The organism is Pseudomonas sp. RL_15y_Pfl2_60, assembly GCF_963970595.1.
In the GTDB taxonomy this organism is placed as follows: domain Bacteria; phylum Pseudomonadota; class Gammaproteobacteria; order Pseudomonadales; family Pseudomonadaceae; genus Aquipseudomonas.
This window is the reverse complement of the sequence record NZ_CAXAOE010000001.1, coordinates 436,592-458,360: the sequence shown is the minus strand read 5'-3', so window position 1 is coordinate 458,360 and position 21,769 is coordinate 436,592. Positions and strand designations below refer to the sequence as shown.

Here is a 21,769-nt window from a genome sequence, read left to right as displayed (position 1 = left end):
TCAGCGAAGTTCAATCTCTAGCGGTAGGCTTTGAAGATTTGCTCGATTTCATCGCTTGCCTTCATCTTGGCGATGGTTGCAAGGATTTCTTGTGTAGGGACATCAGGGCTCTTGCGAACCATACAGCCGAGCTGGGATTGTCCTATCTGCTTGATTTTTTGGAACTGGGCTTCTGCTCGCTTGCCCTTGTTGTACCAGTCGACGCTGAATTCGTTGGACAGGGCAAAGTCATAGCGCTTGATCGCCAGCTTGTTAAGCACCTGGTCCTGAGTTCTGGCGTCGTCACGTACGAGTCTGCCGTTGGCAAAGTCGCTTTCCAGAGCGGGGTACTTATAGCCATGCACCGTGCCTATTAACGCACCTTGCGGTGGTTTCTTGCAGGATAGGGCGGTGCGCGTAATCAGCAGGTCAGATTGTTCGATAAAGGGCTCGCTCCAGGCATAGTCCGCGGTATTGCCTTGCATCCAGTCCTTGCTGACGAAGCAATGTACGTCGACTTTACCTGCGCGCAGTAATTGGATTACCCGCAGTCGCGGCACGATGATGAACCGGGCCTGACGATTGACGCGATCAGCCAGTCGGTTTTCCAAGTCATATACAAAACCCTTAGTTGCCTGGCCGCTGTCCAGGCCAACCAGCGGCATGCCCCAGCTGTCAGGTATGGAGAAGTTCAGTTGGCGCTGTTCAGCGTGAGAGCAGATGGCAGTCAGCGTCAAACAGAGCGCCAGGCAACTGCTTGCAACGCGCCTGTCCAATATGCGATGCATCACGCTATTTAACACTCGCTTAAAACTGAGCTCATCGCGTCATCGGTAAGGCGCTGCCGATGGCTATAAACATCACTGCGCAACTGCGATTAAAGCCTTTGCCGCTGCGTTGCAGCCATGGACGGATGCGCTGTGCCATACGCGCAAGCAGGTACTCGACAGCCCCCTCGACTATTACAAAGGTCAGCGCCATGACTGCAAATTGCAGCCAGATGTTGGCGTTGGGGTCGAGAAATTGCGGCAGGAAAGCGCCAAAGAACAAAATTACCTTGGGGTTGGAAAGGGCTGCGAACAGACCTTGGCTGAACAGTGATGTGGCCGGCCGCGCATGTGCATCACCGAGTGTGCTCAAGTTGGGCGGTGGTGAGCGCCACAGTTGGATGCCGAGCCAGATCAGATAAGCGCCGCCCAGCCATTTGAGTATGGTCAGGGCATTGGCCGATGCCTTGAGCAGGCTGTCGATGCCGAACATCGACAGCGCCATCAACAGGGTAAAACCGATCACCCCGCCCATCACAGTCCACATCGCGCGGCGGTGTCCATATAGGGCGCCGTGGGTCATCGCCAGCAAGCCGTTGGGGCCGGGAGTGAGTGACAGGCCGGTAATGGCAATCAGATAAAGCAACCATGTTTGAAGGGCCATCAATGCTCTCTATCTAGTCGTTGAGTGTGCCAAGGCTGGTTGAAGTGTGATTATTCCCGATCACATGACTGTTGCATCGAAGCTGTCAGGTTGCGCCATGGACCACATGCGTTCATAGAACTCGCCTTCAATCTTGCCACTCAACAATTCGCCAGGCTTGAGGAAAACGTGCTGCTGCGAAAACAACTTGATCTCAGTGGCGGAAATACGTCGCACCAGGTGCTTGGCATCCAGTTGTTTCGGATGCTCCAGGCCAGCCGCAGCGAGCATCTCTGCCAATGCATGAAGGGTGTTGTGATGGAAGTTATAGACGCGCTCGGCCTTATCGCCCACCACCAACGCGCGCTGACGCAGTGGGTCTTGGGTGGCAACGCCGGTTGGGCATTTGTTGGTGTGGCACGACTGGCTCTGGATGCAACCGATCGCAAACATGAAGCCTCGTGCGGAGTTTGCCCAGTCAGCGCCGATGGCCAGTACGCTGGCGATATCGAAAGCACTTACAATTTTGCCACTGGCGCCCAGCTTGATCTTATCCCGTAGGTTAAGCCCGACCAGGGTGTTATGCACAAACAGCAGGCCTTCACGCATTGGCACGCCAATGTGATCGGTGAACTCCACGGGCGCTGCCCCGGTGCCTCCCTCTTTACCGTCGACCACAATAAAGTCGGGCAGAATCCCCGTTTCGTGCATGGCTTTAGCTATGCCCATGAACTCCCATGGGTGGCCCAGGCACAACTTGAAACCGACGGGCTTGCCGCCGGACAGTTCGCGAAGCCTGGCAATAAACTTGAGCAGCTCGATGGGGGTTGAGAATTCGCTGTGGCTCGACGGCGATACGCAGTCAATGCCCATGGGGATGCCGCGTGTCAGCGCGATTTCTTCGGAAATTTTATGTTTTGGCAAAATCCCGCCGTGGCCTGGCTTGGCGCCTTGGCTGAGCTTGATCTCGATCATTTTTACCTGTTCTGACTTGGCCTGTTCGGCAAAGCGTTCAGGGTCAAAGGTACCGTCGGCCGCCCGGCACCCGAAGTAACCACTGCCTAGTTCCCAAATCAGGTCGCCCCCGTGTTGGCGATGATAAGGGCTGATGCTGCCTTCGCCGGTGTCGTGGGCAAAGCCACCGAGCATGGCGCCTTTGTTCAAGGCTTGGATTGCATTGCCGCTCAAGGAGCCGAAGCTCATCGCAGAAATATTAAATACCGAGGCCGAATAGGGTTGTGTACACAAGGGGCCGCCGATCGTGACCCTGAAGTCCTTGGGGTCGCTGACCGGGGCGGGGCGCATGGAGTGGCCGATAAACTCAAACCCGTCCTGATAAACATCAAGCAAGGTGCCAAATGGCTTGTCGCCCCCTTGGTTCTTGGCGCGCGCATAGACCAGCGTACGTTGCGCGCGTGAAAACGGCAGTTTGTCGCCATCTGCCTCAAGCAGGTACTGTCGTATTTCGGGGCGAATGCCTTCGACCAGATAGCGTATGTTGCCAAGAATCGGGTAGTTACGCCGAACAGCCTGCGGTTTTTGCAGCAAGTCGATCACCCCGATGATGCTCAGGGTTGCGCCGATAAAGATCAGGGGCCAAACCCATTCATGCTTTACAAACAGCAGGTTGATCAGGGTGAACAGGACACAAAACGCAAAAAATGCGTAGCGGCTCAGTAGAGACAGATTCATACAAGTTCCTTTTGTTGAAAATTTGCCAGCGCCTGACTGTGGATCATCTTGATGCGAGTGCTTGTAGATCTAAAATAAATGCTTTCAGGCGCCATGCTGCTGCTCCATAAGTCTGTGCTTGGTATAGGCTGGTTAGCAACTAAGTCACCAAACGATACGCGAAATTGAGTGGTTATTGCGACTTCAGGGGCAGGGTTTAGCCGATGTGTTGCCTATGATCACAATGAGTCACAGGCCAAGTTGATGGCATTTACACTGCTAATTGCATAATATCCGCACAATTGTTGGGCCCTTAATGTTTTCCTTCAGTCGAACGCTTATGGGTTCTGAGGACGAATTTGATTTGCTGTGGCAAAATCCGTGTTCGGATTGTCGGGTCGCACTGCCAAGCGAATCGCGCTGTATGCACCCGAATTGATGCTTGTGGCAAATGACTGCAAGCCAGCTAAAAATTGACCGCCACATGCGGCTGAGGACAACAGTAATGACCCTACATAACGTCGTAATCAGTGGAACGGGCCTCTACACCCCGGCTAATAGTATTTCCAACGACGAATTGGTCCAGTCCTTCAATAGCTATGTCCAACTGTTCAATGCTGAAAACGCGCAAGCCATCGCCCGTGGCGAGGTTGAGGCGCTAACCGAGTCGAACAGCGCATTCATTGAAAAAGCCTCCGGCATCAAGAGCCGCTTCGTCATGAACAAGGATGGCATCCTTGATCCGCAACGCATGGCACCGCGTATTCCTGAGCGCAGCAATGAGCAATGGGGCGTACTCTGCGAGATGGCCGTTGGCGCGGCTCATGAGGCCCTGGCGCGTGCCGGTAAGACCCCGGCGGATATCGACGGGGTGATAGTTGCCTGCTCCAACTTGCAGCGTGCTTACCCAGCGGTCGCGATTGAGGTTCAAGCAGCGCTGGGTATCCAGGGCTTTGGTTACGATATGAACGTTGCCTGCTCCTCCGCCACCTTTGGCATTCAGGCTGCCGCCAACAGTGTCCAGCTGGGCCAGGCGCGAGCGGTGTTGATGGTCAACCCCGAGATCTGCACCGGCCACTTGAATTTTCGTGATCGCGACAGCCACTTCATTTTCGGTGATGCCGCGACTGCAGTCGTGATCGAGCGCGCCGATCAGGCGACATCGAAATACCAGTTCGACGTGGTCAGCACCAAGCTGTTGACCCAGTTCTCCAACAATATCCGTAATAACTTTGGCTTCCTCAACCGGGCGGCTGAAGAGGGTATTGGCGCACGCGACAAATTGTTTGTTCAAGAAGGCCGCAAGGTCTTCAAGGATGTTTGTCCGATGGTGGCGGAGTTGATTGCCGGCCACCTTGAGGAAAACAAGCTTAACGTCAGCGACGTTAAGCGGTTTTGGTTGCATCAGGCGAACCTCAACATGAATTTGCTGATCGCTCGCAAGCTACTTGGCCGGGATGCCGACCCTAGCGAAGCACCGGTGATTCTTGATGAGTATGCAAATACCAGCTCAGCAGGATCTGTGATTGCCTTGCACAAGCACCAAGACGATCTGGCGGGTGGCTCCTTAGGTGTACTTAGCTCATTTGGAGCCGGCTATTCAATTGGCAGCGTAATTTTGCGAAAACATTAATGGAATATCCAGAAGATAGTGCGTTACTCGCCCGGCTTTTGAGCGGGGAAGAGAGTGCTTACAGGGAGTTGGTCGCGACCTATCAAGGCCCCATGCGGGCAGTGGCACTTGCTATTGTTGGCAGCCGTAATTCTGATGAAGTGGTACAGGATGCCTGGCTGGCAGTGGTCAACAGCTTGAAAGGTTTTCAAGGGCGTTCGAGCTTGAAAACCTGGTTGCTCACCATTACGGCCAATACTGCAAAAACCCGTTTGAAGCATAATCGTCGTGAAGTGCTGATGGACGACCTGCCTGGCCCGCACGGGACCGTGGGTGACGATCGTTTTGCCGATGACGGTCATTGGTTATTGGCGCCCCACGAGTGGCATCAGGACACGCCAGAAGCCATGCTCCTTCAGGAGGAGTTGCGCGAGTGCTTGGAAAAAACCGTTGGTAGTCTCTCCGACCTGCAAAGCAGTGTGCTGGTGTTGAGAGAACGCCAAGGGTTGGAGCTTGAAGAAATTTGTAATCTTTTAGAAATATCGCTCTCTAATGTGAGGGTGTTGTTGCACCGGGCACGCCTAAAGATGTTCGCCACCCTGGAGCATTTTGAGGAAACAGGTCAATGTTGAGCTGTAAAGAATTAGTTGCCAATTCCAGTGACTTTCTAGATAACCGCTTGAGCCTAAGCCGTGGGCTTGAAGTGCGCCTGCATTTGACCCTCTGTGTTAATTGCAGGCGTTTTGTAAAGCAAATGAAGATAAGCCAAGCGGTTTATCGCAAGATGCAGCTTGATCAAGTTGAAGACCTTGATGGGCTTGCACAGAAATTAGCAGAAGCCCAACGCTCGACCGATTAGTAGGTTTGCAGCGTTTCGGCTCGTTTTCCTGTTTTAATATAACCTTTTAAATCATGTGGTTATATGCTCTTGTAAAAGTGTGTCAAACCTTTATTCCTTATGGGTTTAAAAAGTTCCGCTGTCACCAAATCTTTATATATCGGCAACTTGCCTGACATCTGCTGACTCCAAGATTCCCCCCAGCACAAACGAGCACCAACGCTCGGGTGTTTTTGACCATTTGTCCAAAGGGGAATTTTCGATGATCCGTATGCAATTCGCGGGCGTCGCAGCCAGCATGCTGGCTCTTGCCATTTCAGCTCAAGCATTCGCAGGCACAGTAACCACGGATGGTGCTGATATTGTAGTTAAGACCAAGGGCGGTCTTGAAGTAGCGACTACTGACAAGGAATTCAGCTTCAAATTGGGCGGCCGTTTGCAAGCTGACTACAGCCGCTTCGATGGCTTCTATACCAAAAACGGTAACACAGCAGACGCCGCCTACTTCCGCCGTGCATTCCTTGAGTTGAGTGGTGTCGCTTACAAAGACTGGAAATACGTAATCAGCTACGACTTTGCCCACAATGCGGGCAGCTCGGATGATGGCTATTTCGACGAAGCCTCTATCTCCTACACGGGTTTCGATCCAGTAAAGCTGCGCTTTGGTCGCTTTGATCCGGATTTCGGCCTGGAAAAAGCCACCAGCTCCAAGTGGATCACCGCTATCGAGCGTAACGCTGCGTATGAAGTGGCTGATTGGGTCAATGGTCACGAAAACGGCCTGGGTGCCCAGGTCAGCGCCGTGATGGGCGACATGGCCTATATGTCAGGTAGCGTTTCATCCAAAGACGTTAACGATGATGACGGTGACAGCGTCAAGCAGTTCAACCTGCGTGGTGTGTTCGCACCAATGGCTGAGGCTGGCAACGTGCTGCACATGGGCGTGAACTACGCGTATCGTGATCTCACTGACACTGCAGTTGATGGCCGTATTCGCCCACGTCTGACCGTTCGCGGTGTTTCCACTAACGGTGGTAACTCAGCTGGTGACAATGGCAACCGTGCGACCTTCGGTGGCTTCGATGCCGCGTCTGGCGACTTTGATGATGACTCGGTATGGGGTGCTGAGTTTGCATGGGCTGCAGGTCCTTTCTCGGCCCAAGCTGAGTACCTGACCCGTACAATGAAATCTGCACGCAGCACGATCGAAGACGTTAAGTCTGATGGTTACTATGGCCAACTGGCCTATACCCTGACCGGCGAATCCCGTAGCTATAAGCTTGATGGTGCCAAGTTCGACAGCATCAAGCCTGAGAACAAGCAAATCGGCGCCTGGGAAATTTTCTACCGTTACGACCACATCAAGGTTGAAGATGACAACGTGGTTGTTGCCTCTCCAACGCGTGAAGTGGGTGACACTGAAGCAGACGTCAACACCATCGGTGTGAACTGGTATGCCAACGACGCGGTGAAAGTTGCAGCTAACTACGTTATGACGACCACTGATGGCATCACCAATGCCAACGGCGATGATGATGGCGATGCCTTTGTAATGCGTCTGCAGTACGTATTCTAAAACCTGCCTTGCAGACGGCTAAGGGGCTGGGGCTTATAACCTCAGAGCCGTTTGCTGGTTGGTGAATGAGTACCAAGGTTGTTCCTTTTTTAAGCCCCGCTCGATGCGGGGCTTTTTTTCGTCAGCGCGAAAGTCCAGACTGCACAGATGCAGACAAATACCTCTATTTCCCTTCCTGAACTTGATCCGGTTGATTGGGACCAGTTGGTCGCAGCCGACAGTCCGTTTCTCAAGCATGGCTTTCTCTCAGCCCTTGAGTTAAGTGGCAGCGTAGGTGCCCGCACGGGTTGGACGCCAGCCCACCAGCTTGTGTTCGATGTCGATGGCAAGCTCAGTGCCGCACTGCCCGCATATTTGAAAACCCATTCGTTCGGCGAGTATGTGTTTGATCATGGCTGGGCCGATGCCTGCGAACGAGCAGGGATCGATTACTACCCGAAGCTGCTGGCAGGCATTCCATTTTCTCCGGTCACCGGGCCGCGTTTGCTGGGTGATACGCAGCTAATCGGCCAAGTGTTAGATAACCTGACTCAAAGATTAGACAGCCAGGGTTTATCGAGCCTGCACATCAACTTCACAGACACGGCTGCCGACGCGCAGATGCGTGGGCGTGAAGGGTGGTTGGAACGGCTTGGCTGCCAGTTCCATTGGCATAATCGGCAGTACCGCGACTTTCAGGATTTTCTCGACTCATTGAGCTCACGCAAGCGCAAGCAAATGCGCAAAGAGCGTGAGCAGGTTGCCGGGCAGGGCATTGAGTTTGAATGGCGAGAGGGCCATCAGCTAAGCGAGTCCGAGTGGGACTTTGTCTATGTCTGCTACGCCAACACTTATCGCGTACGCGGCAGGCCGCCCTATTTAACCCGGATGTTTTTCAGCCTGTTGGCAGAAAAGATGCCGCAGTCGATTCGCGTGGTGATCGCAAGGCAGGGCTCGCAACCGGTGGCGATGGCATTCAGCCTAGTGGGCGGGGATAGCTTTTACGGTCGCTATTGGGGCTGTTTGGCCGAATTTGATCGGCTGCACTTTGAAACCTGTTTTTACCAGGGCATGGAGTACGCAATCGCCAGCGGGCTAGAGCGTTTTGATGCCGGAGCGCAGGGTGAGCACAAGCTGATTCGTGGTTTTGAGCCGGTCATAACCCGATCTTGGCATTACCTATGCCATCCGGGGCTGCGCGCCGCTGTGGCGCAGTTTCTCGACGAGGAACGTGAAGGGATCAATCGCTATGCCCATGAGGCGCGTAGCATGTTGCCCTATCGGCAAGCTGGTGGCTGAGCCTAAGCCCTTGATTCAGGGCTTAGGACCTAGGCGATCTGTTTAGACGTTGTGCGGGCCGTTGCCCCACTCCAGGAACTGGATCTTGTGAATCTCGCCTTTGCTGTCTTCGTAGACAACATTGACTGGGACTACGCCAACTTTTTTGGAGTTATCGGTGCGGTGTAGAACTTTGCTGATATCGACTTCCATACCGTATTGGTATTTCACCGCCGGAATGCCAGAGCCTGGTTCGCGGTCGATGTCTTGGGCAAATGCAGAAGGAGCAAGGCTGGTGATGAAGGCTGCTATGACTGACGCAATTTTCATAATGGTCTTTCCTCAATACTGGAAGTAACGCATTTACTGAATCTCGCAATTGTCATCGAGTGGGTCTGGATTACATTGATCCAGAAGCCTCAGATTCAATAGCTCGAGCAAAGCCCGAAGGCTTAAGCAAGGGTGTATAGCGCGTAGTGACTATTTGTCACACCTTGTTACAGAGATTATTGAATTTTGAGTTACGAAGCAAGCTATCTATAAGTCGTAAGGCAAAGGGCACGCTTCCCATTCGTCATGGGCTGGCTCAAGGGGGCAAAAAATTGCCCCCTTGAGCCAGCCGATCAGTGCCGCGGGCTATTCAACGCCGACAAACCCACCAGTCTGATGTTGCCAGAGGCGCGCATACAGGCCGCCTTGGGCAATCAGTTCAGCATGGGTGCCGGTCTCGACTATCTGGCCTTGATCAATAACCACCAAACGATCCATCCGGGCGATGGTCGATAAGCGGTGGGCGATGGCGATGACGGTTTTCCCTTGCATCAAGCTATCGAGGCTTTCCTGGATGGCTGCTTCAACTTCAGAGTCAAGTGCCGAGGTTGCCTCATCTAGCACCAGGATCGGCGCATCCTTGAGCAAAACCCGGGCAATCGCAATGCGTTGGCGCTGGCCGCCGGAAAGCTTGACGCCACGTTCACCGACTTGCGCATCGAAGCCCAAGCCGCCTTGGCCGTCATCCAGCCGCTCGATAAAGCTGTCAGCACGGGCTTTGCGCACGGCTTCATTTAATTCAGTGTCAGTAGCGCCGGGTTTGCCGTAGCGCAGGTTGTCACGAATTGAGCGGTGGAGCAGGGCGGTATCTTGAGTGACCACGCCAATCTGCGCGCGCAGGCTCTCTTGGCTGACCTCGGCAATGTTTTGCCCATCAATCAGAATGCGCCCGCTTTGCAGGTTGTACAGGCGCAGCAGCACGCTGACCAAGGTAGATTTGCCCGCGCCAGAAGGGCCGACCAAACCAATTTTTTCACCCGCTTTAACGTTTAGGCTGAGGCCGCCAATAACGCCGCTGGCTTTGCCGTAGTGAAAGTGGATATCGTCAAAATGCACGGTGCCATTACTGACCTTCAGTGGCGCTGCATCGGGTTTGTCAACCACCTGTATAGGCTGCACAATCGAGCGGATGCCATCTTGCACGTTGCCGATATTTTCAAAGATGCCGTTGACCACCCACATGATCCATTCGGCCATGTTGTTGATGCGAATGACCAGGCCCAGGGACAAGGCAATGGCGCCACTGGTGATAAGGTCCTGGCTCCAGAGCCACAGGGCCAGTGCTCCTGTTGAACCAATCAATAAGCCGTTAATGCAGGTTACGCTGACATCCAGTGCGGTGACGGTTCGGGTCTGGCTGCGTGCTTTATCCAGCAGGTGCTGCATGGCGCTGCCTGCATAGGCTTCCTCTTCCTGGGGGTGGGCGAACAGTTTCAAGGTGCTGATATTGCTGTAGCCATCGACGACTCGGCCCGTCAGCTTGGCGCGGGCGGAGGACACGGCCGCAGAATGCTGTTTAATCCGTGGCACAAAATATTTGAGCAACAGGCTGTAGGCGATGATCCAGATCAGCAGCGGAGCGATCAGGCGTACATCGGCTTCGGCAAAGAGGTAGATGGCGCTACCGGCATAGACGATCACATGCCAAAGCGCATCAACCACCTGTATGGCTGATTGGCTTAGCGAGGGGCCTGTTTGCATGACGCGCTGGGCAATGCGTCCGGCGAAATCGTTACTGAAGAAATTCAGGCTTTGCTTGAGTACATAGCGGTGGTTTTGCCAGCGGATCAGATTGGTCAGGCTCGGCGATATGGCCTGGTTGACCAGTAAGTCATGGAGGCCGAAAACCAGAGGGCGGATGAGCATGACCACGATCAGCATCCACAGTAGTTGCTGGCTGTAGTTGGCAAAGAACTCGCTGCTGGGTGTACGCTGGGCCATGTCGATCAACTGGCCGAGAAAGCTGAACAGCGCGACTTCGATCACAGCGGCAAAGAAGCCCACGACCAACAAGGCGCAGAGCAGTGGCCAGGCTTGCTTTAGATAATGCAGGTAGAAGCGCGCTACATCTTCGGGCGGGGGTTGATCGGGCGCTGGTTTGAAGACATCAATCAGAGATTCAAAGCGGCGAAACATAAGTGGCGTCCTGCCGGAGTTGGCCGGCCAGCTTAGCGCTTATGTGGTGTTGATTCGAGCGTTTCTGCGCACAGAACTGGGCGGACGACCTGTTGTCGTCCGCCAAAATTCTACAGCTGATGTTAAAGGCGCTTGATGTCCAAAATCATCACCGGCTCGCGCGGAACATTCTGCATGCCCGCACGGTTGCCGGTTGGTACCTGGGCCATTTCGTCGACCACGTTCATGCCTTTGATGACCTTGCCGAACACGGCATAACCAAAGTCGCGGCTGCCGTTGTCGAGGAATGCGTTGTCCTTGTGGTTGATAAAGAATTGGCTGGTGGCCGAGTCGCGTACTTGAGTACGGGCCATCGCCAGGGTTCCCCGCACGTTGTGCAAGCCATTATCAGCTTCATTGCGGATCGGCTGGCCCGTTTGCTTTTGCTGCATGTCAGCATCGAAGCCGCCACCTTGAACCATGAAACCTGGAATTACCCGGTGGAACTGGGTGCCTTTGTAAAAGCCGCTGTCGACGTAACCGAGGAAGTTCTTAACGCTGATGGGGGCCTTGTCGGCATTGAGCTCGACTTCAATGTCGCCCAAGGTTGTGCTGATCAAGACCTTGGGGTTGGTGGCTGCCCACAACGAGGAAGCAAAGACTAGGGTGCAGGCTGCGAGAATGATTTTCTTGAGCATTATCAGGGATCCTATTTTGGGGTGACGGCCGTTTCGACTTCGTTAAGAAACTCAAGCAGGCAGCTGTTAAAAAGTTGCGGTTGGTCCATGGGCGTTGCGTGGCGTGAGTCTTTGATCACCACGAGACGGGCATTACTCAACTGGTCCACATACGCCTGTTTTTGCGCGACCGTGGTGTAGTCTCGGTCGCCACTAATGACCAGCGTAGGACAGGTGATTCGTGAAATTTGTTCGCGCACGCTCCAGCCAATAATTGCGTCGAGGCTGGCCAAATACGCGCGTTTATCGTTTTGCGGCCAGCGCTGTTCTATTTTCGTACGCAGCTCGGCTTGTTCAGGCTTTGGAAACAGCAGTTTGCCCAATGCCTTGCCAATGGTTTCAAGACTGAGTACGCGCGACAAGGTCCAGCGCTTGGCTATTTGCACATAGTCGCTGATGGATTTGGCTCTGACTTCCGGGCCGCTGTTGATAATGGTCAGGCTGACGAGCAACTCTGGACGATCCACCGCCAGCTGAAAGCCGATCATGCCGCCCATGGAGATACCGACCAAATGAACCGGGCCCAGCTGGCAGTGCTCGATGAGCGCTGCCACGTCGTCAGCAAAGGTCGCCATGTTGTAGCGTTCATGTGGTTTATCTGAACGGCCGTGGCCCCGAACATCCATGGCAATAACCCGGTAATGCGCTGACAGTTCGGGGATCTGGTATTCCCAGTCGCGTGTGCTCGACCCCAAGCCATGGACCAAAACCAGTGGTTTGCCGTGGCCGTATACTTCGTAGTGAAGTTGGCAGCCGTCATTATCGAAATAAGCCATGCCCGACTCCTGTCAATTGGTTGGCTGGGGCGCCGCGAAACTGGTATTGAGTGGTGCCGCATCGAAGCCTTTGATCAGTTCAATAAGGATCTGGGTGGCTGGCCCCAGGGGCTTTTCCTTGTCGGTATACAGATAAAAGCTCGGGTTGCGGGTGCCGCCCTGGTCTAGCGGTAATGGCAAGAGTTGGCCATCTTTCAGCTCGCGCTCGATGATATGCCGGGGCAGCCAGGCAAAGCCCAGGCCATTGCTGACAAAGGAGGCCGCTGTGGCGAGGCTCGCAACTGTCCAGCGATGTTCCGCACCGAGCCAACCTACATCGCGAGGTTGCAGGCGTCCCGAATCACGAATGACCACCTGCATGTGGGTCTGCAAATCGAGAAAGCTCAGTTGGCGCTGCAACTTGTGCAGCGGGTGATCGGGGTGGGCAACGGCAATAAACTCGACACTGCTCAGCTCGCTGCCGAGAAATCCGGAGATGTTCAACCCGCTGATGGCGACATCGGCGGTGCCTTCACGCAAGACATCCTCGGTGCCGGATAACACCTCTTCACGCAGGCGTACCCGGCAGCCGCGGCTTTGCGGCATAAAGGCCGTCAGCGCGCGAACCAGCTTGGCGTTAGGGTAGGCCGCATCGACAACCAGCCGTACTTCAGCTTCCCAGCCCTGTTCCATGTGATGGGCAAGGTGTTCGAGTTGGCTGGCCTGGTTAACCAGTTGGCGTGAGCGGCGCAGCAATACGTCGCCTGCGTCGGTCAATACCGCCTTGCGTCCATCGATGCGCAGTAACGGCACGCCAAGTTGTTCTTGCATGCGCGCAACGGTGTAGCTAACCGAGGATTGTGAACGATGAAGGATTTCTGCGGCCTGGGCGAAGCCGCCGTTATCGACAACGGCTTGCAAGGTTCGCCACTGATCAAGGGTTACGCGAGGGGCTTTCATGTCGAGTCCTGTTCATCTGTAGCGTTCGGCTCTTGAATACCGGGTTATTTTTCTTGTTGCAGTGTTCAGGTTGCGCCCTCAAGCTGTTTGCGCGCTAAGCTGGATACACAATCGAGACTCCTTTGAAGAGTCCCTGCTGGAGATATGTTGCATGAATAAGCTGTGTTGCGCGTTGTTCGCGTTGTTACCAATTTATGCCTTTGCCTACCCGCTAGAGACCGAAAAACACCTTAACGGTGCCGAAATTACGGTAACACCCATGGACATTGACGACACCCTGGGTGCCGTGGGGCTATACAACTATGGCCAGACGGCTGCCGAATGCAAGGTGGTATTCCGCAATGGTCCTGAAGCGCCACGTACACGTAAAGCCCTTCTTAAACCCGGCGATGACATCAACTTATCCGTGCGATTCTCACGCCAAATTATCAAGTTGCGCATGGATGTGGAATGTAAGCCGAGCTAGAGGCTTGGCTTGTGATCCGCTTCAGATCCTAGAGTGGAAATAGCTATAAATCAAATTTATTGATATTTATAGGCGGTTTTTTGCGCTTTTCAATCGTAAGGATTGTTCATAATCTTTGCCCATCATCACTCAATGACCACTTGATGGAGCAAATTCAATGGCCCGTGTCCTCGTAATTGAAAGCAGTGCCCGCAAACAAGGCTCGATCTCACGCCAACTGACTGAGCAATTTATTGCCCATTGGCAAGCCAAGTACCCGGCGGATCAGATCAGCGTTCGCGACTTGGCGGTTGATCAGGTGCCCCACCTTGATATGAACCTGCTTGGCGGCTGGATGACTCCTGCAGAGCAGCAAAGTGAGGCCGAGCAAGCAGCCCTTGCTTTATCGAACACCCTGACTGACGAAGTATTGGCCGCTGATGTGCTGGTGCTTGCCGCGCCTATGTACAACTTTGCGATTCCGAGCACCCTGAAGTCGTGGCTGGATCACGTGCTGCGCGCCGGTGTGACCTTCAAATACACCGATACCGGCCCGGTTGGCCTGCTCAGCGACAAGCGTGCTTTCGTGCTCACGGCTCGGGGCGGCATTTATGCGGGTAGCAGCATGGATCATCAAGAACCCTACCTGCGCCAGGCATTGGGCTTTATTGGTATCCACGATGTCAGCTTTATTAACGCCGAAGGCCTCAACCTTGGCGGTGACTTCCAGGATAAAGCCCTGGCTCAGGCTAAAGAGAAATTAGCCGAGGTTGCTTGATGGCTTGATTTAACTGCCACGATCAACAGCAGAGCCCGCGCAACCGAAAGTTGCGCGGGCTTTTTCTTGCGTGCGTTTTGCTGATTGTTGATTGGCCCATGACAGGCTAAGGTCTGCGCCTGATTTTGAGGTGATCATGCGCTATTTGCTCGTTGTAACCCTATTGTGGGCGTTCTCATTCAGTCTGATTGGCGAATACCTCGCCGGGCAGGTTGATAGTTACTTTGCGGTGCTGACGCGAATCGTCATCGCTGGTCTGGTGTTTCTGCCGTTTACCCGCTGGCGCGGTGTTGCCGGTGGTTTCAAACTGTCGATGCTGGTCATTGGCGCGCTGCAGTTTGGTGTCACCTACCTATGCTTGTACCTGAGCTTTAGCGTTCTGAGCGTACCTGAGGTGCTGCTGTTCACCATTCTTACGCCGCTGCATGTGACCTTGATCGAGGATGCGCTGAACCGTCGATTCAACCCTTGGGCGCTGGTGGCTGCGGCCGTCGCGGTGCTCGGTGCAGGGGTGATTCGTTATGACCAAATCAGCCCCGATTTCTTCTGGGGCTTTATGTTGTTGCAGGTGGCCAATGCAACATTTGCCGCCGGCCAGGTGTTCTACAAGCACTTGTTGCCGCGCTATCCCTCGAGCATTGCGCCGTTCCAACGCTTTGGTTACTTCTATCTCGGTGCTTTGGTGGTCGCCTTGCCGGCCTACTTGGTATTCGGTAACGCCGCCCGCATGCCTGCCACCGTCACTCAGTGGGGCGTATTGCTCTGGTTGGGTGTGATGGCATCTGGACTTGGGCTTTACTGGTGGAACAAAGGCGCCAGTCAGGTCGATGGGGCAACATTGGCAGTGATGAACAATCTGCTGGTGCCCGCAGGTTTACTGGTTAACCTGCTGCTGTGGAATCATCAGGCGGACTGGTTGCGGCTGGGCTTGGGGGCATCTGTGATCGGCATGTCGCTGGTGATCAGCCATTTTGCACGTTCGCCTGTGGGCGAACAAAATTCGGGCGCGGCATCAACCAAGGCGCAGTAATGAATCTGTCAGGGAAAGGCGTCGGGCTTTCAGTTTTTGCCTCAATACTGTTTTCCATCATTCCCGGCTATGTCCAGTTGCTGGCCCCTCTTGATGGGGTGCAGGTTTTTGCTCAGCGGGTGTTGTGGTCGCTGCCTGCAATTGTGTTGCTGTTCGTCGCCACCCGGCAGTGGCGCTTGTTGGCGGCTGCGCTTGTTCGCCTGCGTAATGAGCCATTGTTGTTGGCAGCATTGCCCCTGGCGGCAGTGCTGATTGGCGTGCAGTGGGGCCTGTTTGTCTGGGCGCCGCTGGCCGGGCACTTGCTTGATGTCTCGCTGGGGTATTTCCTGTTGCCATTGGCGATGGTCCTGGCTGGACGCATGTTTTATGGGGAGCGCCTAAGGCCATTGCTCAAGGTGGCGGTGTTTTGCGCCATGCTCGGGGTTGTGCATGAGTTGTGGCGTACGCAGGCGTTTTCATGGGTGACGCTGGTGACGGTATTGGGTTATCCGCCGTACTTTATGCTGCGCCGCTGGATGAAAATGGATGCCTTGTCCGGTTTTTTGCTGGAAATGCTGGTGCTGTCGCCGCTTGCCATTTACCTGATAATTGCCTGGGGCCCGGTCGCGCCATTCAGTACGGCGCCGCAATTGTGGTGGCTGTTGCCGGGCTTGGGCATGCTCGGCGCCTTGGCTTTTGCGGCGATGATCGCATCGAGTCGCTTGCTGCCGCTGGGTTTGTTCGGGATTTTGAGTTACGTCGAACCGGTGTTGTTGTTTACGGTGTCGCTGGTGTTTCTTGGCGAAAATTTTGACAGTGCTCAGCTGTTTACCTATCTGCCAATATGGTTGGCTGTGCTGCTTGTGGCTTGGGATAGCGCGCGCTTGCTGACTAAACAATGGCGCACTGGCGGTCGGATCTAGCCGGCTGTTCACTTATTCAGAGGCAGTAATATGCGGGTAAATGATGACCTGTCGGCACGGGTGGTGGTCGACACTTCGCAGCTTGAGTGGTTGCCATCGCCGCTGCCGGGTGTTGAACGGCGGCCATTGGAGCGCTTTGCCGCCGAAAGCGGGCGCACGACCTCGGTGGTGCGTTATGCGCCAGGTTCTAGTTTTCGCAGCCACTTGCATCCCGGTGGCGAGGAGATTCTGGTGCTTGAGGGCGTGTTTGCTGACGAGCACGGCGAATACCCCGCAGGTTATTGGCTGAAAAATCCACCTGGTAGCCAGCATGCACCCTCAAGCGCAGCGGGTTGCTTGCTCTTTGTGAAGCTCTGTTATCAAGAGCCGGATGATCAGACGACGCTGCGCATCAATACCGGCGACAGCCATTGGCAGGCGGGGCTGGTCGAGGGCTTGAGCGTATTGCCCTTGGACAGTTTTGGCACTGTACACACCGCATTGGTGCGCTGGGCGCCGGGTACCGCGTTCAAGGCGCACCGCCACTTCGGCGGTGAAGAGATTCTTGTGCTTGAAGGGGTATTCCAGGATGAGTTTGGTGATTACCCGGCAGGTACCTGGCTGCGTAGTCCACATGGCTCGCAGCACAAGCCTTTCTCAACCGAAGGTTGCCTTATCTACGTAAAGGTCGGGCACCTCGAGGCATGCGACGCTGGGGCTCAATCCAGCACGTTCCTGAGCACTTCGTAAACGATCCCGGTGGCGATTGTGACCAGTACTACGTCGGTGCCGGCCTGTTTCCACTCGTAGCCATCGTAGTGCGGCAACTTGCCGATAAGACGGTTATCGAATTTTTTCGCGATACCCGGCGGCAGTGGCTTGCCGCGAGCAAGGTTCTTTTGGATACCCGGCGGCAGGGAGCTGACATTGCCGATCAGATTACGGTTGTCGCCCAGCACAATGCGTACTCGGCCAATATCCACCGAGGGTCCGTTCAGGTCTATGCGGACATCAGAACCCTGATCATTATGGTGCGGATTGCCTTTGTCATGCTTGGGCGCTGCCATGCTGCTTTGGCTTGCGAGTATAATCGCCAGAGCAGCGCAACTGGCCAATGAGCGGGAGGCGAGAGTCATGGTGTTCTCCATATGCTTCTTGTGGTTTTCCAATGTCATTTGAGCGCTAAATAGTCACGATGTTCAACTACAGATGACAAATCTCCGTGCACTTTTGCACAAAGCATTCGGCCCCAGCGCCGGAAAACGTTACGCTATACAACTGATTCCAGATTTTTTGTCGAGGTTACCCCGTGTTTTCCCAATTCGCCCTGCATGAACGCCTGCTAAAAGCTGTGGCTGAGCTTAACTTTGTTGAGCCTACACCGGTGCAGGTGGCGGCTATTCCTGCTGCGCTGCAAGGGCATGATCTGCGGGTAACCGCGCAAACCGGCAGCGGCAAGACGGCTGCATTTGTGCTGCCAATGCTCAACCGTTTGATGGGTGATCCAAAGCCGCGCCTGAGTATTCGTGCGGTGATCTTGCTGCCAACCCGGGAACTGGCACAGCAAACCCTGAAAGAGGTGGAGCGTTTCTCGCAGTTCACCTTCATCAAGTCGGGTTTGATTACCGGCGGCGAAGACTTCAAGGTCCAGGCCGCCATGTTGCGCCGAGTCGATATTTTGATTGGTACGCCGGGCCGCTTGATTGAGCACGCCAACGCCGGCAACTTGCTGCTCGACGAAGTGGAAGTGCTGGTGCTTGATGAAGCCGACCGCATGCTCGACATGGGCTTTGCCGAAGACGTTCAGCGTCTGGCTGACGCCTGTAGTGGCCCACACCAAACCTTGTTGTTCTCCGCAACCAGTGGTGGTTCTGGTCTGCGTGAAATGGTCAACAAGGTGCTTAAAGAGCCTGTGCATTTGCAGCTCAACAGCGTCAGCGACCTCAATGAGGGCACGCGCCAGCAGATCATCACCGCTGACCACAATTACCACAAAGAGCGTTTGGTCGAGTGGTTGCTGGCGAATGAGACTTACCAGAAAGCAATCATCTTCACCAACACACGCGTCCAGGCTGATCGCCTGTACGGCAAGTTGGTCGCCAAGGATGTCAAAGCCTTCGTATTGCATGGCGAGAAAGACCAGAAAGACCGCAAGCTGGCCATCGACCGTCTGCGCCAGGGTGCGGTAAAAGTCCTGGTGGCCACCGATGTTGCTGCGCGTGGCCTGGATGTGGACGGCCTGGATCTGGTGATCAACTTTGATATGCCGCGCTCTGGCGACGAATACGTTCACCGTATCGGTCGCACGGGGCGTGCGGGCGGCGAAGGCCTGGCTATCTCGCTGATCTGTCATAACGACTGGAACCTGATGTCGAGCATCGAACGCTACCTGAAGCAGCGTTTTGAGCGTCGCAACATCAAGGACGTCAAAGGCATCTATCAAGGCCCGAAAAACCTCAAGGCATCCGGTAAGGCCGCAGGTACCAAAAAGAAGAAGGTTGATCCGAAGACTGGCAAGAAAGTCGTAAAGAAAGCCGCCGCCAAAACACCGGGCAAAGCCAAGCGCAACACCATCAACAAGCCAAAAAGCGATACGCCACAGTTGGTCAGCCAGGATGGACTGGCGCCGTTGAAACGCCGTACGCCAACGGCTGAGTAAAGTCGCAGCTCGCTGCACCGAGCGATAAAAGCCGCCAACGAATCATTTCGTTGGCGGCTTTTTATTGGCTGTTGCGGGGAGCCTGGGTTAAGCGCAAATTTAGTTGTGTACCTTTTCAATCGGCGTTTCGGTGGGGGGTTCAACCGTTGCTTGTGCTTCGTCCTTGGCGGCAACCAGGCTGTCAGTGCGGGGCTCGGTCGTGACTCTAAACTCGTCTAGCACAATCGCTCCGTTACCCTGCCCGAGCAGGTGGAAGGAAAAGGCTTTACGCGTATCCAGATTATCGAAGCTAAAGGTCAGGCTGACTGGCTGATCTGTCGTGAGCTTGGGCAACGCAGGAATTGTGATTGCCACATCCCGGTCGTATTCCTTGGTCTTGAGCTGCAAGGTGGCTCCGGCGGCATCAAGGTTTACCGCACGAACCGTCATGGTCACTGTGGTTCGGGTGCCTTGGGGTAGCTCCAGGTATTGCGCGCCAACCAGATTGTCAGCCCAGTCGTCAGTTCGCTGTGGCTTGAGGTCAATCGGTTGGCGATTGGCAAACTGATAATGCTGGCTGGTATCCGCACGGCGTAAAGACTGGTTGAGCAACTCCGCCTGCTGACTGAGCAAGCGTGCAGGTTTGCCGGTAAAGCGCCCGAGGTAGTTTGATTTGTCGTTGATAAAACCTTCACTGGCGTAGCGCCTGCATACGTGCTGGAAATCGCACTCGGTAAAAGTGCCCTGCCCATCGTGCTGACGCAGCAAGCCGTTGGTGTAGGAAATTATCTGCCGACCACGGGTGTAGTCACGCAGCAGCGAACGACCGCTGATATTGCCCGGCACTGGCAGGGCAAAGTAATCAAGCACCGAGGCGCTGAGGTCAACGTGGCCGTAAACGCCTTGCTTGAGATGGGGCAACTGCTGTTGCTCGGGAGCCAGAATCAAGTTAAAGCCCCAAGCTGAGGCAAGCGGCAGGTTTTCGATGCCGTGGGACTCGTCAGAGGTAACTATGACCAAGGTGTCCTCAAGCACACCCTGTTGCTTGAGAGCATCGAGGAAATCACCGACGGCATCATCCAGGTACGCCACCGCCGCCAATTTGCTGTCCGGGAAACGCTCTAGGTAATCAGCTGGCGCCGAGTAGGGCTGGTGCGTACCCACTGTCATCAACGTCAGCATCCAAGGTTTATCCTGCTGGCGCAGCTGGTTTATGTAGGTGAGGCTGCCTTCAAAGAAGGCTTTGTCATCCATGCCCCAAGGGAAATTCAGGTGGGGCGTATTGGTGAACCAGTCGCGACCAAGGGTTTTGTCGAACCCCATTTGCGGCATGATCTGGTCCTTGGCCATAAAACGCAGGCCAGCGCCTTGTAGGTAATGAGTGCTAAAGCCGTTCTTGCGCATTTGCGCTGGCAGGCATTGTTCGCTGCGACTTGGGTTGTTGAGCAGTTCGACGCCCTTTGGCGTACCAGAGTCGAGTTTGCCAAAGTCGCCGCAGAGCATTGCGTACAAGCCGCGGATAGTTTGATGGCTGTGCAAGACATAATCGGCCGTGAGCATGCCGCGCTCGGCCCAGCGGCTCAGGCGCGGCATGGTGTTGCCGATATACGGGCTGCGCAAGGCATCACGGCTCGGGGCCAGATAGGCGCCGGGGATGCCCTCAAGCGTCACGATCAAAACGTTACGCGCCCGCCCGGCTTGGTTTAACAGTGGCGTGCCGTCCAAATCGAGTTGTTGAAGCCCCGCAATATTGACTGGCGCGCCTGGCGCTTGATTGTCCAGCCAACTTTGCAGGTCTTGCTCGCCGTTGCTAAAGCCTTCTGCCGCGAGCTTGTGTGGCAGGTTGAATTGAAACCATTGATTGCTTTCGCTCGGTGCGCGGTATTGCAGCACCGCGTGGACAGCGAGTAACGCCATCGGTAGCAACAGCCACGCACTGCTAATTGGCCGGCGTGTTGCGGCTTGCTGGCGTAATTGCAGCAACAGGTACAAACCGATGTTGATCAACAAGGCGAGGGCCAGTCCAGGATGGCTCAGGCCTGCGCCATGGGTGGAGCGACTGACAAACTGTGCATCGGTGAGGTAATGCAGGTCGGACGCCTCTGGCATGCGTCCAACCGCTGTAATCAACTCGACGTTGGCCAAGGCCAGGACGCTCCAGAAAATCATCACCGGCAGCGCGATGATCAGTGTGCGCTGGTAAAGCAATACGACCAGTAGGCCTCCTATGGCAATATCTGAAAGGTAGCCATAGGCGTGCGACCAGCCGAGCAGGCAACGGCTGATGACCGGAATAAATATAAACAAGGAGCAGAGCACCAGGCACTGTACGAAAAGTGCTTGAGTTGGCTGACGCTTGGTTAAAAAACGGCTCGCAATGCTCATGTACAATTTGTACGCAGCGCTTGCTGGCCGATTCTTGCCGCGCCGGACCAGTACTTGGTGGCTTTGGGTTGCGATCTGTAGGTGGTGCTGTGACAGCGGTTAAGAAAACGCACTATTACTCCTGGGCCAATGCCATTCATATTCAACGGCATCGCCGAATCAACCGCTGAAGCGGTCTGTCGTAATTTTGAAACAACTGTGTGCTAACCGCCAGTGCTGATATGAAAAATAGCGCTGACTTCGCGGCTGACTGCGAGACGGGAATGTTTCAGAGGGGGGGCGAAAGGGCAAGCGGGCAACAGATTCAAACCTGACAGCACTGCGCAGCGCTGTTTGGCGGTTGCCGTCACATTGCCCTAGAAGCAATAGAGC

21 protein-coding genes are annotated in these 21,769 nt (G+C 54.8%); 11 read left to right on the top strand and 10 right to left on the bottom strand.

Going from position 1 to position 21,769, the window contains the following annotated elements:
- Positions 1–17: 17 nt before the first annotated feature.
- The 3 genes from AACY26_RS02195 to AACY26_RS02185 form a co-directional block, all read right to left on the bottom strand.
- Positions 18–716, bottom strand: a complete 699-nt coding sequence (locus tag AACY26_RS02195) for a substrate-binding periplasmic protein (RefSeq protein WP_339510540.1) — start codon at positions 714–716, stop codon at positions 18–20.
- A gap of 82 nt (positions 717–798) precedes the next feature.
- The gene (locus AACY26_RS02190; protein ID WP_339510538.1) at positions 799–1,410 is read right to left on the bottom strand and encodes a LysE family translocator; all 612 of its coding nucleotides are present in this window, start codon (positions 1,408–1,410) and stop codon (positions 799–801) included.
- A gap of 60 nt (positions 1,411–1,470) precedes the next feature.
- Positions 1,471–3,081: an FMN-binding glutamate synthase family protein gene (locus AACY26_RS02185; RefSeq protein WP_339510536.1), complete on the bottom strand. Its 1,611-nt coding sequence runs from the start codon at positions 3,079–3,081 to the stop codon at positions 1,471–1,473.
- Between the two features lie 484 nt (positions 3,082–3,565).
- Here AACY26_RS02185 and AACY26_RS02180 point away from each other — a divergent pair, with 484 nt between their 5' ends.
- From AACY26_RS02180 to AACY26_RS02160, 5 genes are all read left to right on the top strand, one after another.
- On the top strand, positions 3,566–4,693 hold the full coding sequence (locus tag AACY26_RS02180; protein ID WP_339510534.1) for a beta-ketoacyl-ACP synthase III: 1,128 nt from the start codon (positions 3,566–3,568) through the stop codon (positions 4,691–4,693).
- On the top strand, positions 4,693–5,304 hold the full coding sequence (locus AACY26_RS02175; protein ID WP_339510532.1) for an RNA polymerase sigma factor: 612 nt from the start codon (positions 4,693–4,695) through the stop codon (positions 5,302–5,304). Before AACY26_RS02180 ends, AACY26_RS02175 begins: the two co-directional genes overlap by 1 nt.
- Positions 5,298–5,531, top strand: a complete 234-nt coding sequence (locus AACY26_RS02170; RefSeq protein ID WP_339510530.1) for a zf-HC2 domain-containing protein — start codon at positions 5,298–5,300, stop codon at positions 5,529–5,531. Before AACY26_RS02175 ends, AACY26_RS02170 begins: the two co-directional genes overlap by 7 nt.
- A 241-nt stretch (positions 5,532–5,772) precedes the next feature.
- Positions 5,773–7,086: an OprO/OprP family phosphate-selective porin gene (locus AACY26_RS02165; protein ID WP_339510528.1), complete on the top strand. Its 1,314-nt coding sequence runs from the start codon at positions 5,773–5,775 to the stop codon at positions 7,084–7,086.
- Positions 7,087–7,233: 147 nt separating this feature from the next.
- A complete protein-coding gene (locus tag AACY26_RS02160) occupies positions 7,234–8,364 on the top strand; it encodes a GNAT family N-acetyltransferase (protein ID WP_339510526.1) in 1,131 nt (376 codons plus the stop codon).
- 42 nt (positions 8,365–8,406) lie between these two features.
- On the opposite strand, the gene AACY26_RS02155 is transcribed toward AACY26_RS02160, so the two are convergent.
- The 5 genes from AACY26_RS02155 to AACY26_RS02135 form a co-directional block, all read right to left on the bottom strand.
- Positions 8,407–8,673, bottom strand: coding sequence for a DUF2790 domain-containing protein (locus AACY26_RS02155; protein WP_339510524.1), 267 nt, complete (start codon positions 8,671–8,673; stop codon positions 8,407–8,409).
- Between the two features lie 306 nt (positions 8,674–8,979).
- Positions 8,980–10,809 (bottom strand): ABC transporter ATP-binding protein, encoded by a 1,830-nt coding sequence (locus tag AACY26_RS02150; RefSeq protein WP_339510522.1) that lies wholly within the window; start codon positions 10,807–10,809, stop codon positions 8,980–8,982.
- Between the two features lie 122 nt (positions 10,810–10,931).
- On the bottom strand, positions 10,932–11,486 hold the full coding sequence (locus AACY26_RS02145) for a peptidylprolyl isomerase (RefSeq protein ID WP_339510520.1): 555 nt from the start codon (positions 11,484–11,486) through the stop codon (positions 10,932–10,934).
- Positions 11,487–11,497: 11 nt separating this feature from the next.
- Positions 11,498–12,301 (bottom strand): alpha/beta fold hydrolase, encoded by an 804-nt coding sequence (locus tag AACY26_RS02140; RefSeq protein ID WP_339510518.1) that lies wholly within the window; start codon positions 12,299–12,301, stop codon positions 11,498–11,500.
- Between the two features lie 12 nt (positions 12,302–12,313).
- Entirely contained in the window at positions 12,314–13,240 is a 927-nt protein-coding gene (locus AACY26_RS02135) for a LysR family transcriptional regulator (RefSeq protein ID WP_339510516.1), read from the bottom strand.
- A gap of 151 nt (positions 13,241–13,391) precedes the next feature.
- Between AACY26_RS02135 and AACY26_RS02130 the strand changes: the two genes are divergently transcribed.
- The 5 genes from AACY26_RS02130 to AACY26_RS02110 all read left to right on the top strand — a co-directional run bounded on the left by AACY26_RS02130 (position 13,392) and on the right by AACY26_RS02110 (position 17,124).
- On the top strand, positions 13,392–13,706 hold the full coding sequence (locus AACY26_RS02130) for a 3-phosphoglycerate kinase (protein ID WP_339510514.1): 315 nt from the start codon (positions 13,392–13,394) through the stop codon (positions 13,704–13,706).
- 157 nt (positions 13,707–13,863) lie between these two features.
- On the top strand, positions 13,864–14,463 hold the full coding sequence (locus AACY26_RS02125; RefSeq protein WP_339510512.1) for an FMN-dependent NADH-azoreductase: 600 nt from the start codon (positions 13,864–13,866) through the stop codon (positions 14,461–14,463).
- A 136-nt stretch (positions 14,464–14,599) separates the two neighbouring features.
- Positions 14,600–15,493, top strand: coding sequence for a carboxylate/amino acid/amine transporter (locus AACY26_RS02120; protein ID WP_339510510.1), 894 nt, complete (start codon positions 14,600–14,602; stop codon positions 15,491–15,493).
- On the top strand, positions 15,493–16,395 hold the full coding sequence (gene rarD, locus AACY26_RS02115) for an EamA family transporter RarD (RefSeq protein WP_339510508.1): 903 nt from the start codon (positions 15,493–15,495) through the stop codon (positions 16,393–16,395). Before AACY26_RS02120 ends, rarD begins: the two co-directional genes overlap by 1 nt.
- A 30-nt stretch (positions 16,396–16,425) precedes the next feature.
- Positions 16,426–17,124: a cupin domain-containing protein gene (locus AACY26_RS02110; protein ID WP_339510506.1), complete on the top strand. Its 699-nt coding sequence runs from the start codon at positions 16,426–16,428 to the stop codon at positions 17,122–17,124.
- Here AACY26_RS02110 and AACY26_RS02105 read toward each other — a convergent pair.
- Positions 17,094–17,510 (bottom strand): anti-virulence regulator CigR family protein, encoded by a 417-nt coding sequence (locus tag AACY26_RS02105; protein ID WP_339510504.1) that lies wholly within the window; start codon positions 17,508–17,510, stop codon positions 17,094–17,096. The two genes, AACY26_RS02110 and AACY26_RS02105, sit on opposite strands and share 31 nt — an antisense overlap.
- 173 nt (positions 17,511–17,683) lie before the next feature.
- On the opposite strand from AACY26_RS02105, the gene AACY26_RS02100 reads away from it, so the two are divergent.
- Positions 17,684–19,033 carry a DEAD/DEAH box helicase gene (locus AACY26_RS02100; protein WP_339510502.1) on the top strand — a complete coding sequence of 450 codons (1,350 nt, stop codon included), beginning with the start codon at positions 17,684–17,686 and terminating at the stop codon, positions 19,031–19,033.
- A 99-nt stretch (positions 19,034–19,132) separates the two neighbouring features.
- Here the strand turns inward: AACY26_RS02100 and AACY26_RS02095 are convergent, their stop codons facing one another.
- Positions 19,133–21,397 (bottom strand): LTA synthase family protein, encoded by a 2,265-nt coding sequence (locus AACY26_RS02095; protein ID WP_339510500.1) that lies wholly within the window; start codon positions 21,395–21,397, stop codon positions 19,133–19,135.
- Positions 21,398–21,769: the final 372 nt, after the last annotated feature.